The sequence below is a fragment of the Sphingobacteriaceae bacterium GW460-11-11-14-LB5 genome (assembly GCA_002151545.1).
Lineage (GTDB): Bacteria > Bacteroidota > Bacteroidia > Sphingobacteriales > Sphingobacteriaceae > Pedobacter.
Map to the genome: position 1 here is coordinate 335,158 of CP021237.1, position 15,601 is coordinate 350,758.

The following is a 15,601-nucleotide window of genomic DNA, read 5'->3' on the forward strand; positions in this document are numbered from 1 at the left end:
TATATATGTATCCCAAAACAATGAAAGCCGCAGTTATTCATGAATATGGCGGACCACTGGCCATAGAAGAATTGCGGGTTAGACCGCTCAATCAATATGAGATTTTGGTTAAGGTAATTTCATGCGGAGTATGTCATACTGATCTTCATGCTTGTAATGGAGACTGGCCGGTAAAATCAAAAATGCCGTTGGTGCCCGGCCATGAGGCCATCGGACTGGTAGCGGCAATGGACCATGATGTTAAAAGTGTTCAGGAAGGCGATGTAGTTGGAGTGCCCTGGTTGTACAGTGCTTGTGGTTGTTGCGAATTTTGCTTAACTGGTTGGGAAACATTGTGCTACGAGCAACAAAATGGAGGATAAAGTGTTGATGGAGGTTTTGCAGAATATGTAATTGCCGATTCGAGATATGTTGCCCATTTCCCTTCGCATGTAAATTTTGCAGAAATGGCACCCATTATCTGTGCCGGCGTTACCGTTTATAAAGGTTTAAAAGAAACTGATGCAAAAGCAGGCGAATGGGTTGCCATATCTGGTATTGGTGGCCTCGGCCATCTTGGTGTTCAATATGCAAAAGCGATGGGCTTTCAGGTTGCCGCAATTGATATTTCCAACGATAAACTGGAGATGGCTAGAAAACTGGGGGCAGATATTGTGGTTAATGCACAGGAACATGATCCAGGCGAATTTCTTAAAAAACAAACTGGTGGTATGCATGGTGTATTGGTAACGGCGGTAACGCCTGTTGCATTTAGCCAGGGGCTTTCAGCCTTGCGCAGAAAAGGTACTTTATCCCTAAATGGCTTACCTCCAGGCAGTTTTGATCTGCCTATATTCGATACCGTGTTGAATAGGATAACCATTAGAGGTTCAATTGTAGGCACAAGAAAAGATATGCAGGAAGCCATCGAATTTGCGGTAGACGGAAAGGTAAGGGCGCAGGTTAAAGGAGCAAAATTGGAAGACATTAATAATGTGTTTGATCAAATGAAAAAAGGAGAGATTGAGGGACGGATTGTCCTGGATATTTCTGGTGATTAGGTGTTTATTAATCAATATTTAACGATAAGAAGATGTTAGGCATATTAAAAGAAGAGGAAATAGAAAAGCTCCTTAAAGAACAATATATTGGCCGTTTGGCCTGCCATGCCCATGGCGTAAGTTACATTGTGCCCATCAATTATGTGTACAATAACGGCACGGTTTACGCGCACTCTGCTCCCGGGCAAAAAATCAGGATGATGAAAAGTAATCCTCAGGTATGCTTTCAGACCGACCAGATCCGCGATACCTTTAACTGGAAGAGTGTAGTGTGCTGGGGCAAGTTTGAAGAAATCAATGATAATGCAGAAAAGCAAAGAGCACTTCAGGGGATTATCCACCGGATGATGCCTTTAACCAATACCCCTTCGGCACAGCCGTCACATGGTACGGGCAAAGCAGATACTTATGATGAAGATATTATCGTGTTTAAAATTATCTTACACCTTAAAACGGGCAGATTTGAGGTTCACGATACCGTAGAGTAAGTACTTTCCGTAAAATCATTAAAAAGTGATCTCACTCACTTTTCGTTTTGACTGGCATCATGCTTTGGTTGGTTCAACTGCGATAGTTTTGCTGTCGAAATCATCGGCTTTTTGTTATAAAAGGCCAAACCTATATCACAAAATATCATGCCACATTCATTCCATATCCCCGTATTAGGCTTAGGTTATTCTATTGATACCCCACTTAAAGTTGCCAGATACGGTATTTCATCCGTGCTTTCTATTGTTGATGACGAACTGATCGAGCGAATGCGTGCTTATCATTCAAAAAAACGCCTGATTCATTTCGATGCAATTCCAAAAGGAGAAACGGATAGCCGGAGTAAACGCATCACCGCCTACCTCAATTTTTTGTCGGATACCATCACCGACGATTTCAAAACTTTAAAACAACAGGATTTTTCAATTGGAAATGATATTTGCCGCTATTTCGAACTTTTGCCCGATACCGCTAAATTAAAACATGGGTATGATCTGATGTTGGAATATCCTGAAGGTGAAACCAAAAAGACCTTCCAGTCGCTTTTAAAAAATGCGATGCGGATGGGGGCTATTGATGTGAACATCATGGCCAAGGTAGATAAAATGAATTATGCAGATGGCGAATATTCCGGCGATATGAATACCGATGCATTGGCGGCACTTCGTGGTTTTGCAGAAAGTAAACTGAGCGCTTCAGTGGTGTTATCTGCAGGTATGAACCCGAAATTATACAGTTATATGGAAAATTTTGAAGACTTTTTTCCAGATGAAAATGGCAAGCTGAAAAAGAAAATCATCTTAAAAGTTAGCGATTTCAGGTCGGCATTGATCCAGGCTAAATTTTTGGCAAAAAAGGGTTTGTGGGTTTCAGAATTCAGAATAGAATCGGGCTTAAATTGTGGTGGCCATGCCTTTGCAACGGAAGGATATTTATTGGGGCCGATTTTGGAAGAATTTAAGCTCAAAAAAAATGATATGCTCATCGAGCTTTTTAAAATGTACCAATTTGCTTTGGCGCAAAAGGGAATCCAAACAGAAAAACAGCCTAAACAACGGATCAGTGTGCAAGGTGGCATAGGTACTGCAGCAGAACACGATTTCCTCCTTCAATATTATAATCTAGATGCCACAGGATGGGGAAGCCCTTTTCTGTTGGTACCCGAAGTAACCAATGTAGATGCCGAAACATTAGTAAAATTGGCCGGCTCGACAGAAAGCGATTTTTATTTAAGCGGGGCCTCTCCGCTGGGTATCCGGTTTAATAATTTTAAAAATAGTACAATAGATCTCCAGCGCACCGAGCGGATTAAAAAGGGCAGGCCCGGAAGTCCGTGTACCAAAAAATACCTCTGCAACAATACCGAATTTACCGAACAAGCCATCTGTACGGCATCCCGCGAATATCAGCACTTAAAGATCAAAAGCTTAAAAACAGCTAGTCTATCAGAAGATGAATACCAGAAACAGTTTAACCTGGTAACCGAAAAAGTTTGCCTTTGTGAAGGCTTATGTTCCTCAACTTATTTGAAATATAATATGGTTAAACCAAAAGAAAATACCGCAATAGCCATTTGCCCGGGACCAAACCTGGCTTATTTTTCTGATGTATATTCATTTGAGGAGATGGTTGGCCATATTTATGGAAAAATTAACCTGCTGAGCAAAGTGGAAAGGCCACATATTTTTATCAAAGAGCTTAACCTATACATCGACTATCTTCAGGAAGATATCAAACAGCAGCTTCAAAATTTTAGCGATAAAAAAAGAAAGCAATTAAACGGATTCAAACTCCAGCTGGCCGAAGGCATTAATTATTATAAAAAGCTTTTTGCCGAGGTTGCCGATCAGGCATCTGGTGAATTAAAAGGATTGTATGAGCAACTGGCGAAGTCGAAAGACAAACTGGATGGATTGATTGTTGAATAAGGGAAAAAAGATCGGGAATAACTTTTCTATATTTACAAGGATATACTGATGTGATACATGGATAGATCGAAATTTTTAGATGCAATTATTGAAAATGCCATTGATGGAATTATCACTATTGATGATAAAGGGATTATTGAACATTTAAACCCGGCTGCACTTGAGCTTTTTGGTTATGATAAAGCAGAACTGGTGGGAAAAAATGTTTCGGTTTTAATGCCGGAGCCCGACCATTCGCGCCATGATGGCTACTTATCCAGATATGAACATACCGGGCAGAAACACATTATAGGTGTTGGGAGAGAAGTTTCCGGAAAGCGTAAAGATGGTTCTGTTTTTCCCTTTAGGCTGGGCGTAAGCGAAATAGAATTTAGTGACCGTAAAATTTATACTGGTTTTATCCACGATCTGAGTAAAGAAAAAGCCAATGAAGAGCAGATTAGAAGTTACACCGAAAAACTAGAGGTTAAAATAAAAGAGCGTACACACGATCTGGTTAAACTGGTATCCGAACTCGAAATGGCCAAAGAAAATATGCAGGCGCTATTTCAGAAAGAGAAAGAACTTAATCAGCTCAAAACAAGGTTTGTTTCCATGGCTTCGCATGAGTTTAGAACGCCACTTAGTTCTATACAATTATCAGCTTCTTTAATAGATAAATATACTTCTAAACAGGATGTGGCCAGTGTAGAAAAACATACGCTGAAAATCAAAAATTCGATCAATAACCTCACTACAATCTTAAACGACTTTCTTTCGCTGGAAAAACTTGAAGCCGGAAAAGTAGAAGCATCTGCCCAAACTTTCAATATCATCAGCTTTGCAGAAGAAATTGCAGAAGAAATGCAGATGATGACCAAAGAGAACCAGCATATTATTTACGAACATACCGGTACAACTGCCGAAGTTTATCTTGATCCGAACCTATTGAAAAATTGCGTGATCAATCTGATTTCCAATTCGATAAAATATTCTGGTGCCGACACTTTGATCCAGTTCAATTCTATTTTAAAAGATGATGAGCTCCTTCTGGAGGTGAAGGATAACGGCATTGGTATTCCAAAAGTGGATCAGAATAACCTGTTCGAACCTTTTTTCAGGGCACATAATACAGGCGATATCCCTGGCACAGGTTTAGGGCTAAACATTGTAAAAAGATATGTAGGCCTGATGAATGGTACTGTAGCCTGCCAGAGTGAACAAAATTCGGGTACGGTTTTTACACTCCGCTTTACCTTCCGTAAATAATTTTACAGTTAATACCCATTCCCATGAACAAGAAAGTTTTGATTATTGAAGACAATGATGACATCAGGGAAAGTACAGCCGAAGTACTGGATCTGGCCGGTTACGAAACTTTTACCGCTAAACATGGTAAGTTAGGTGTAGAAATGGCACTGAACCATTTGCCGGATGTAATCCTTTGCGATATCATGATGCCGGAACTGGATGGTTATGGGGTGCTGTACCTGCTGAATAAAAATCAGAAAACGGCAAACATTCCTTTTATTTTCATTACGGCGAAAACTGAGCGGGCAGACATGCGAAAAGGTATGGAAATGGGAGCAGATGATTACCTCACCAAACCATTTGATGACATCGAACTCTTTAAGGCTATAGAAAGCAGGTTTAAGAAAAAACAACAATCATCGGGCTTTAATTCAGGCACAGGCAATAGCGAAACGGTGATGAACGAACTTCGCAAAAGGGGCAAATCAAGGCCAATTGCCAACAAACAAATTATTTATGTGGAAGGGGATGAGCCGACCCATCTTTATTATCTAGTTAAGGGCCAGGTAAAAACCTACAAACGTTTTAAGGATGGCAGGGAACTTTCATCCAGCTTGTATCATGACGGAGATTTTTTTGGATACGAAAGTTTATGTAATGGCGAGGTATACACAGACAATGCGGCAACCTTAATAGAATCAGACATTATCCAGATCCCCAAATCCGATTTTATGGAATACTTGCTCAACCATCAGGCGGTATCCAAAACTTTTATCGCTTTATTATCTGGAAATGTACGCGATAAAGGAAAGCAAATGCTCCAGCTGGCTTATTCATCCGTACGAAAACGTGTGGCAGAAGCATTGTTACAGGTGGCCGTTAAATTTGGCGACGGTACTGAAGACAGCTGTACCATCAGGATCTCGCGCGATGATCTTGCTGCATTGGTAGGTACAGCCAGCGAAACAGTAAGCAGAATGCTCGCTGATTTTAAAGATGAAAAGCTTATCGATAAAACAGGTAATGCCATTAATATTCTCTCCTTAGAAAAATTACGGAATATTAAACAGTAATTGGGTTGGTTGCCCAGGGGTTAATCGGTTAATTGTTTAAATCGGTTAACTGTAAATTGCAAACTGAGAACTGTTAACTGGTAGTTGATAAATTAGTCGACTCCAAACGCACAAGCCCAAGCTCCGAACCCAAGGTTTAATCGGTTAATTGTAAATTGCAAACTGAGAACTGTTAACTGGTATTTGATAGCCAGGTTGTTGATAAATGGTTGATTGCCCAGTGGTTAATCGGTTAATAGTTTAAATTGGTTAACTGTAAATTGCAAACTGAGAACCGTTAACTGGTATTTGATAGTCAGGTTGTTGATAAATGGTTGATTGCCCAGGGGTTAATTGTTTAAATTGGTTAACTGTAAATTGCAAACTGAGAACTGTTAACTGGTATTTGATAGTCAGGTTGTTGATAAATGGTTGATTGCCCAGGGGTTAATCGGTTAATTGTTTAACTGTAAATTGCAAACTGAGAACCGTTAACTGGTAGTTGATAAATTAGTCGACTCCAAACGCACAAGCCCAAGCTCCGAACCCAAGGTTTAATCGGTTAATTGTTAATTGCAAACTGAGAACTGAAAACTGGTAGTTGATAGCCAGGTTGTTCATGGATTAATCGACTATGGACTAAAGACTTCAGACTGTGGACTAATCAATCAGTTAATCGATCCCAGACGCCCAACTCCAAATTCAGAAATGTAACAAAAATCATTTTTTTCTCTAAGCATCCTCATCTGTTGCCGCTTACTTCCACTATAGTTTTGTGTAGATAAACTCTGTATATGAAAGCTATAGCTTATAACATCAAACCCGATGAAAAGGAATGGTTGGTACTGGCCAATTATAAAAAACACGACATTACCATAATTGCCAACAGTTTAACCGCCGATACACTTTCATTTGCAGCAGGAAAAGAGGCCTTATTGGTCTTTAATAATGATGAGCTGAGTGAAGCCATGATTACAGGCCTAAAAGCTTTGGGCATAAAATATATAGCCACTTCATCATCCGAAACCGATCATCTTGATTTAAAAGCCGCCGGTTCGGCCGGTTTAAAGGTAGCAAATGTTCCCCTGGCCGCTGGAGATGCAGAAGCTAAACTCCGCATGGAGCAGGTCATTAAAAACCTCGATCAATGGGCTGCAGGCAAATGTGTAGGTAAGGCATGTTGCTGCCAAAACGAATGTTCTACCCTTAAAATGCTAAAATAATGGAAACTTCGGCATTGCTTAAAAAATATAATGTTGCGGCCCCCAGGTATACCAGTTATCCAACTGTTCCCTACTGGGATAATGAAAGTTTTAATAAGCAAAACTGGTTAACAACCGTAGCAAAAACCTATGCAATACATCAGGAAGAAGGAATAAGTTTATACATCCATCTGCCGTTTTGCGAAAGTTTATGTACCTATTGTGGCTGCAATACGCGCATTACTAAAAACCATTCAGTAGAGCTGCCCTACATCATGGCCGTACTTGCCGAGTGGGAAATGTATGTTAAAGCCTTAGGTTGCAAGCCCAAATTAAAAGAGCTACACCTTGGCGGCGGAACACCTACTTTTTTTAGTCCGACCAACCTCGAAATACTCATTAGCGGAATTACCCTAAACTCAGCATTGGCTCTGGATATAGAATTTTCTTTCGAAGCGCATCCTGCAAATACTACTCCCGAACATCTTGAAACCTTATTCAAACTCGGCTTTAAAAGGTTAAGCCTGGGTATACAGGATTTTGATCCTAAAGTTCAGTTTTTAATTAACCGGTTTCAAACGCCTGAAGAGGTTGCACAGGTTACCATAAAAGCCAGGGAAATTGGTTATCGCTCCGTTAATTTTGACCTGATCTACGGTCTTCCGGGGCAAACCATCTCAGGCTTATCAGATACCATGCAAGAGGTTATTGCTATGCAACCCGATCGGATTGCTTTTTACAGTTATGCTCATGTGCCCTGGTTAAAACCCGGCCAAAGACATTATACCGAAGAAGATCTTCCTCTGGGCGACGAAAAATTTGCGCTCTACCAGTTGGGCAGGCACTTGCTCGATGAAGCGGGTTATAAAGACGTAGGCATGGATCATTTTGCACTGAAAAGCGATTCTTTGTTTAAGGCAATGACCGAACAGAAACTGCACCGCAATTTTATGGGTTACACTAACAGCCATACCCATTTATTGATTGGCCTTGGGGTGTCCTCCATCAGCGATAGCTGGACGGCTTTTGCACAAAACCCGAAAAAGGTAGAAGATTATCTTGATAAAATTGAACAAGGTGTACTACCGGTAGAAAAAGGACATTTCCTTACAGCGGAAGATCTTGAAATAAGAAAACATATCCTTAATATCATGTGTAAGGAAAATACCGTGTACAAAGAAGGTATCCCCGAACTTGTTTATGACAGGTTGTTGCCCTTATTACGCGATAAACTGATCTGGGTAACCGAAAAAGAAATCAGGATTACCACCAAAGGGCGATCGTTTTTAAGAAACGTGTGTATGGCTTTCGACGAGAAGCTATGGCTTAAACAGCCCAAAACCCAGTTGTTCAGTTCATCAATTTAAGTAAGGCAATAATGGAAGATCAAAATAAAACCGCAACACAGGCCCTTTGCTACCATTGTGGCGAAGATCTGCCCAAGGTAAAATACCATACAGCAGATAAAGATTTTTGCTGTGCCGGATGTATGGCTGTTTTCAAGATCCTTTCTGACAATAATTTATGCAATTATTATGTGTACAATAACAACCCGGGCAGGCAATTTAAAAATGAAAGTCATTTAGAATACCTCGACGAACCTAAAATTATTGAGCAGCTGCTGGATTATAAACAGGAGCGTTCGAGTATTATTACCCTCTATATCCCGGCCATCCACTGCAGTTCGTGTATCTGGTTGTTAGAACACCTCTATAAAATCAACTCCGCTATATTTAGCTCAAGGATCGATTTTCTTAAAAAACAGGTTACCATAAGTTTCAATCACACCGAAATCTCTTTGAGGCAGCTCGTAGAAACTTTAAACCAGATTGGTTATGAACCTTTAATCAGTCTGCAGGATGTAGTAAAGGAACACAGCAGTTCGGTAGATAAAGCTTTGGTATTAAAAATAGCCGTTGCCGGATTTTTAATGGGCAATGTAATGCTCTTCAGTTTTCCGGAATATTTTGGTTTATCTGGTTTTGAGAGGCAGTTTCAATCGCTGTTTGGCTGGCTAAACCTTGCTTTCTCTATTCCTGCGGCATTTTATTGTGGCCGCGATTATTTTACCTCGGCCATCACAAGTCTTAAACACAGGCATATTAATCTCGATACCCCTTTAGCGTTGATTATTGCAGTACTTTTCCTACGCACAGCTTTTGAGGTTGTTTTAAGCACAGGTCCTGGTTTTGCCGATACCCTAACTGGGTTGGTATTTTTGCTTTTAATGGGGAAATGGCTCAAACAGCGCACCTATCATCACATTTCATTTGATCGTGATTACCGCTCCTACTTTCCAATTGCAGTAACTAGCTTGTTAAATGGCAAAGAAAAGCCGGTATCGATAAACGAAATCAAGATTGGCGACAGGTTATGGATCAGGAACGGCGAACTGGTTCCGGCTGATGCCATTCTGATGAAAGGTGAGGCCTGGATGGACATGAGTTTTGTTACAGGCGAATCGGAACCCGTACACAAAGTTTTGGGTGAGATCATTTATGCAGGGGGCAGACAAACCTGTGAGGCCATAGAACTCGAGGTAATCAAACCTGTTTCACAGAGTTATTTAACTGGTTTATGGAACAACGATAATTATAAAAACAATACCGAAAAACAGAATTTTAACGATACTGTAGCGAAATACTTCAGCCTGGGTGTTTTCCTGACCGCATTTACAGCTACCACATATTGGTTGTTCCAAAACGATAGCCACAAAGCATGGTCGGCATTTACAGCAGTGATTATTGTGGCCTGTCCATGCGTACTGGCTTTAAGTACCCCATTTACCTTATCTGCCATTTTATCGGTTTTTGATAAAAAGGGATTTTATGTAAAAAATACAGATGCAGTTGAAGAACTTGCCAAATGTGATACCCTTATTTTCGATAAAACAGGTACGCTAACGAGTAACGAAAATGCCGAAATTGGTTTCAACGGATCTCTAACAGGCGAGGAAAAAAGTATGGTAGCCTCATTGCTGCGAAACTCTATCCATCCCCTAAGCCGGCATATTTTAAAAGCCTTAAATGTTGACCGGTTTTATTCGCTCAGCGATTATAAAGAGGTGGTTGGAAAAGGTTTGACCGCCTTAATAAACAACCACAGTATTTATGCCGGGCACCTGTCTATGTTACCGATTGCGGTAGAGTCTGCAAGTGAAAGTGGAGTGCATGTGGTGATCGACCATGTTTATAAAGGATGTTTTGACATCAAACAGCTGTGGCGTTCAGGTTTGGCTGGATTGATTTTAAAACTTTCGAAATTTAAGTTAAAGGTTTTATCTGGTGATACCGATAAAGACCGGTGGATGCTAGATACCATTTTTACAAAAAATACAAGTATCAGGTTCCGTCAGAGCCCGCATCAAAAACTGGATGCCGTTCTACAACTTCAACAGCAAGGAAATAAAGTAATGATGCTGGGTGATGGCTTAAACGATGCCGGTGCCTTAAAACAAAGTAATTTTGGAATCGCGATAACCGATAACATCAATAATTTTACGCCCGGCTGCGATGCCATTTTGAAAGGTGATGCCCTAAATTTTCTGCCTGACTTTATCCAGTTAAGTAAGGACGGGCTGAAGATCATTAAAACAAGTTTCGCTATAGCCATTGCGTATAACTGCATTGGTATTTATTTTGCCGTGCAGGGAACCCTTTATCCTTTGGTGGCCGCAGTGCTGATGCCGATTAGTACGGTTACCATTATCTCCTTTACCACCCTGGCAACCCGATGGTTTGCCCGCAAAAATAAATTGATATGAGCATCCTTTACTTTTTAGTGGGCTGCAGCGTTTTAATGGCACTCATTTTTCTTGCTGCGTTCTTTTGGGCCTACAAAACTGGTCAGAACGATGATGTACATACCCCAGGTATCCGTATGCTCTTCGATGATGAGATTGAAGCCGAAAAAAGTGAAGAAGATCACTTTTCCAGCTAATTGCTATCATACTTTGTCAGCCCACTGCCAAATACCTTTGGTGTACAAAACATACAAAAATTCAGCTTCTATTATGCAGTTAGAAAAATTTACTTACGATAACAAGATTGTCCGGAACTTTGGTATTGCCACCCTGGTGTGGGGAATTATAGGGATGACAGTTGGTTTGCTTGTTGCAATGCAACTGTTTAAACCTGCAATGAACATGGGCAGTCAGTATACCACATTTGGCCGGATCAGGCCGCTGCACACCAATGCTGTCATCTTCGCCTTTGTGGGCAATGCTATTTTTATGGGCGTTTATTATTCCCTTCAGCGTTTGTTAAAAGCACGGATGTTTAGCGATGCGCTAAGCAAAATCCACTTTTGGGGCTGGCAGCTCATTATTTTATCCGCGGTAATCACACTTCCGCTGGGCTTTACCACCTCACATGAATATGCTGAACTCGAATGGCCGATTGATATTGCTATCACCATTATATGGGTAGTTTTTGGGGTAAACATGTTTGGAACGATTTTTAAAAGAAGAGAACGCCATTTATATGTGGCCATCTGGTTTTACATTGCCACTTTCGTTACCATTGCGGTATTGCATATTGTAAACTCTTTCGAGTTGCCCATTTCTTTTATGAAAAGCTATTATGTGTATGCTGGTGTTCAGGATGCACTGGTACAATGGTGGTATGGACATAACGCGGTGGCATTTTTTCTAACTACGCCTTATCTGGGCATGATGTATTATTTCTTGCCAAAGATGGCCGGAAGACCCGTTTACTCCTATAAGTTAAGTATCCTGCATTTTTGGTCGCTCATTTTTATTTACATCTGGGCAGGCCCTCATCATTTATTATACACTTCACTACCTGGATGGGCACAGTCATTAGGTGTTGCCTTTTCGATCATGCTGATTGCCCCAAGCTGGGGCGGTATGATTAATGGTTTATTAACCTTGCGTGGTGCCTGGGATAAGGTAAGAGAAGATGTAACCTTAAAATTTATGGTGGTTGCCCTTACCGCTTATGGCATGGCCACTTTCGAAGGCCCGTTATTATCCTTAAAACAGATAAACGGTGTAGCCCACTTTACCGACTGGATTGTGGCGCACGTGCATGTTGGCGCTTTGGGTTGGAACGGATTTTTAACATTCGGTGTACTGTATTGGTTAATCCCGCGTATTTACAAAACAGAATTATACTCTAAAAAATTAGCGGGTTTCCATTTCTGGATAGGCACTTTAGGTATACTTTTTTATGCTGTACCCATGTATTGGGCTGGTTTTACCCAGGGTTTGATGTGGAAAGAATTTACGCCCGAGGGTTTATTAAAGTATCCGAATTTCTTAGCCACGACACTACAGATTATACCAATGCATGTTTTACGTTCAATCGGCGGGGCACTATATTTAATAGGGGTAATTGCCATGACTTATAACTTGGCGAAAACCATGTTAAGAGCTAAACTGCTGGCCAACGAACCGGCCGAGGCCATGCCTTTAACCAAAATCATTGTTGAAACTTCTCCAGCTGATAAAGCCTGGCACAGGGTTTTGGAACGCAAACCGATGAAATTTATGGTGTTATCGTTGATTATTATCCTCATTGGGGGCATGGTTGAAATGATGCCTACTTTTACGATTCAATCTAACGTGCCCACCATTGCCAGCGTAAAATCATATTCGGCGCTAGAGCTTCAGGGCAGAGATTTATACATCAGAGAAGGCTGTGTAAACTGCCATTCGCAAACGGTAAGGCCTTTCCGTTCAGAAACTGAGCGATATGGCGAATATAGCAAAGCCGGAGAGTTTGTTTATGATCACCCATTTTTATGGGGAAGTAAAAGAACAGGCCCGGATCTTCACCGCATAGGGGGAAAATATTCAGATGCCTGGCATTACAATCACCTGGTCGATCCTGCATCCATGTCACCAGGAAGCATTATGCCTCCATACCCATGGCTCATCGAACAGAAACTGGATATCACAACCACAGCCAGCAAGATCAGGGCCATGCAAACGTTGGGCGTTCCTTATCCGGAAGGCTATGATAAACGTGCTAATGATGATTTAAAAGTTCAGGCCGAAAAGATTGCACTCGAGCTAAAACAAAACAACATCAAGGTTAAAAGCGACAGAGAAATAGTCGCCATTATTGCTTACCTGCAACGTTTGGGTACTGATATCAAAGCTAATAAAGAAAACATTCCTTCAAATCAATAAAAGATGTTCAACCAGATCAAAGATTTAGCCGGTGGTGAACTGTACCTCATCACCTCATTGCTCATGTTCATGGTGTTTTTTGTAATTGTGGGTATTTACCTGCTCAAACTAAATAAAAAACATATCGAAGTGATGAGCCAGCTTCCTATTCAAGATAACCAACCTAATGCACATGAAGAAGATTAAACTATTGTTATTGTTCCTGTTCATATCAGTTACTGCCCTTGCTGCGGATGAGAAAACTGCAGAAACCATAACACCTGCTCAGGCAGGGTTGGGGTTAAACCAGTCGGAAATACTGATTATCATCCTCCTGGTTTTCGCAATTGTGCTGCTTTTCGTTTCTGTAACGCTGCTAAATGCATTTAAGGTCATGTATCAGGAACAGTTAAATCCTACACCATACACCGAACCGATAAAAGAACCAGTCTTAGATTACGATACCTGGTTAAAACAACAACCGGTTAAACCTTCCATCTGGACCAAAATTTTAAGTTTAAGGCCCATTGAAGAAGAAAAGGATCTGGTAATTGATCATGCTTACGATGGTATTAAAGAACTGAATAATCCTGTTCCCGCATGGTTTAACTTTCTTTTCTACGGGACCATGATTTTCGCAGCAGCTTATCTTTTTTATTACCACATCGGTGGATATGGAGATTTGCAGGACAAAGAATATGAAAACGAAATGGCCAAAGCGCAGGTAGAGAAAGCGGCTTATCTCGAAAAATCGGCCAATACTATTGATGAAAACTCAGTAAAGTTTGATAATACAGCAACTGTATTGGAAGACGGTAAAACTATTTTTAATACCAATTGTGTGGTTTGTCATGGCGATAAAGGCCAGGGCCTCATCGGGCCGAATTTAACTGATGAGTATTGGTTGCATGGAGGCGGTGTAAACAATGTATTCAAAACCATAAAATATGGGGTTCCTGAGAAAGGAATGATTAGCTGGGAGAAAAACCTGAACCCAAAACAGATCAGTGCCGTTACCAATTTTATCCTATCGCTAAAAGGAACAAACCCTGCAGGAGCCAAAGCGCCTCAAGGCGAGAAATACGAAGCAAAAGATTTAAAAGACAATGAAATGAAAGCGCCGAAAGACAGTGTGAACAAAGCCGATGTTATTAAAAAATAAAAAAGAAAATAAAGGCAAGGGCAGAAATTTTATCTATCCTAAAAAACCATCGGGCAGGTTGTATACTTACCGGAAATGGGTAAGTTATGTGTTGCTGTTGTTTTTATTCTCCTGTCCGTTTTTAAAACTTAACGGCGAGCAGTTGGTACTGCTTAATTTTATTGAGCGAAAATTTGTATTCTTCGGATTAATCTTTACCCCGCAGGACTTTTATCTTTTCGCCCTTGCCATGCTGATTTTCATCATGTTCATCGTGTGTTTTACAGTCGTGTTGGGCAGGTTATGGTGCGGATGGGCTTGCCCGCAAACGATCTTTATGGAAATGGTATTCCGCAGGATTGAATATTGGATTGAAGGCGATGCCAATAAACAAAAAAAACTAGACCAGGCCGATTGGAATGCAGAGAAAATATTCAAAAAAGGAAGTAAACATTTTATTTTTCTGGTGATTTCTTTTGCCATTGCGAATACCTTTTTGGCATACATGATCAGTTCGGATGTACTCCTTAAAATTATAACGGAGCCGGTATCAGACCATATTTCTGGCTTCGTATCCATCTGGCTGTTTACATTTATATTCTATGGCGTTTTTACCTATGTGCGCGAAGTGGTGTGTACGGTAATCTGTCCGTATGGAAGGCTGCAAGGCGTGCTGTTAGACAATCAGAGTTTGGTTGTTGCCTACGATTTTACCCGGGGAGAACCGCGTGGTCGTATGCAGAAACAGGAGTTGGCTTTAAACATGGGTGATTGTGTTGATTGTGGGCTTTGCGTACAGGTTTGCCCCACAGGTATCGATATCCGTGAAGGTACACAGCTTGAATGTGTAAACTGTACCGCCTGTATCGATTCGTGTAACGAGGTGATGCTTAAACTCAACAAACCCAAAAATCTGATTGGTTTTTTTAATCAGGATTTTATTAATGCGCGTAAACCTTATAAAATTGGCTTAAAATCATACGGTTATGCTGCGGTACTGTTTGTTGTAATGATGGTTTTTTCTTCATTGATTTATAAAAGAGAAGATATCCAGACTACCGTTTTAAGAGCAAGTGGCACCTTATACCAGAGCAGGGGAACAGACAGAACGAGTAATTTGTATAATGCAGAGTTGATTAACAAAACCAATAAGGCTGTAAAATTTACTTTCAGATCGAAAGATAAGGGAGACGAAATTAATTTTATCCAAAAAGCTGATGTTTTGCCAAAAGAAGGTTCAGCACATCTCACATTCTTTTTAATCAGAAAGAATAAATCCATCAAAAAATATAAAACCGATGCGGTTTTTGAAATTGTGGTAAATGGCGAAGTTTTAAGTACGGCAAATACAAGTTTTTTCGCGCAGCCGGAAGGAATGGAGTGATT

General features: G+C 40.7%; 12 protein-coding genes and 1 pseudogene. All 13 read left to right on the forward strand.

The features are described from left to right. Positions 1–5: 5 nt before the first annotated feature. A pseudogene (locus CA265_01330) lies at positions 6–1,040 on the forward strand (alcohol dehydrogenase AdhP). Between the two features lie 32 nt (positions 1,041–1,072). Continuing rightward, positions 1,073–1,528 (forward strand): pyridoxamine 5'-phosphate oxidase, encoded by a 456-nt coding sequence (locus tag CA265_01335; GenBank protein ARS38401.1) that lies wholly within the window; start codon positions 1,073–1,075, stop codon positions 1,526–1,528. Positions 1,529–1,675: 147 nt separating this feature from the next. Continuing rightward, entirely contained in the window at positions 1,676–3,457 is a 1,782-nt protein-coding gene (locus CA265_01340; GenBank protein ID ARS38402.1) for a hypothetical protein, read from the forward strand. 57 nt (positions 3,458–3,514) lie between these two features. Beyond that, positions 3,515–4,705 carry a PAS domain-containing sensor histidine kinase gene (locus CA265_01345; GenBank protein ARS38403.1) on the forward strand — a complete coding sequence of 397 codons (1,191 nt, stop codon included), beginning with the start codon at positions 3,515–3,517 and terminating at the stop codon, positions 4,703–4,705. A 23-nt stretch (positions 4,706–4,728) separates the two neighbouring features. Continuing rightward, positions 4,729–5,760, forward strand: coding sequence for a transcriptional regulator (locus CA265_01350; GenBank protein ID ARS38404.1), 1,032 nt, complete (start codon positions 4,729–4,731; stop codon positions 5,758–5,760). 773 nt (positions 5,761–6,533) lie between these two features. Beyond that, a complete protein-coding gene (locus CA265_01355; protein ID ARS38405.1) occupies positions 6,534–6,962 on the forward strand; it encodes a hypothetical protein in 429 nt (142 codons plus the stop codon). Continuing rightward, on the forward strand, positions 6,962–8,308 hold the full coding sequence (locus CA265_01360) for an oxygen-independent coproporphyrinogen III oxidase (GenBank protein ID ARS38406.1): 1,347 nt from the start codon (positions 6,962–6,964) through the stop codon (positions 8,306–8,308). Before CA265_01355 ends, CA265_01360 begins: the two co-directional genes overlap by 1 nt. An 11-nt stretch (positions 8,309–8,319) precedes the next feature. Beyond that, entirely contained in the window at positions 8,320–10,704 is a 2,385-nt protein-coding gene (locus CA265_01365) for a heavy metal translocating P-type ATPase (GenBank protein ID ARS38407.1), read from the forward strand. Then, positions 10,701–10,880 (forward strand): cbb3-type cytochrome oxidase assembly protein CcoS, encoded by a 180-nt coding sequence (locus tag CA265_01370; GenBank protein ID ARS38408.1) that lies wholly within the window; start codon positions 10,701–10,703, stop codon positions 10,878–10,880. The genes CA265_01365 and CA265_01370 overlap by 4 nt, the downstream gene beginning before the upstream one ends. A 73-nt stretch (positions 10,881–10,953) precedes the next feature. After that, positions 10,954–13,095, forward strand: coding sequence for a cytochrome C oxidase Cbb3 (locus CA265_01375; protein ARS38409.1), 2,142 nt, complete (start codon positions 10,954–10,956; stop codon positions 13,093–13,095). 3 nt (positions 13,096–13,098) lie between these two features. Next, positions 13,099–13,281: a hypothetical protein gene (locus CA265_01380; GenBank protein ID ARS38410.1), complete on the forward strand. Its 183-nt coding sequence runs from the start codon at positions 13,099–13,101 to the stop codon at positions 13,279–13,281. Between the two features lie 187 nt (positions 13,282–13,468). Beyond that, positions 13,469–14,236: a cytochrome C gene (locus CA265_01385; GenBank protein ID ARS42847.1), complete on the forward strand. Its 768-nt coding sequence runs from the start codon at positions 13,469–13,471 to the stop codon at positions 14,234–14,236. Then, complete coding sequence (locus CA265_01390; GenBank protein ARS38411.1) at positions 14,220–15,599, forward strand: cytochrome c oxidase accessory protein CcoG; 1,380 nt, start codon at positions 14,220–14,222, stop codon at positions 15,597–15,599. The genes CA265_01385 and CA265_01390 overlap by 17 nt, the downstream gene beginning before the upstream one ends. Positions 15,600–15,601: the final 2 nt, after the last annotated feature.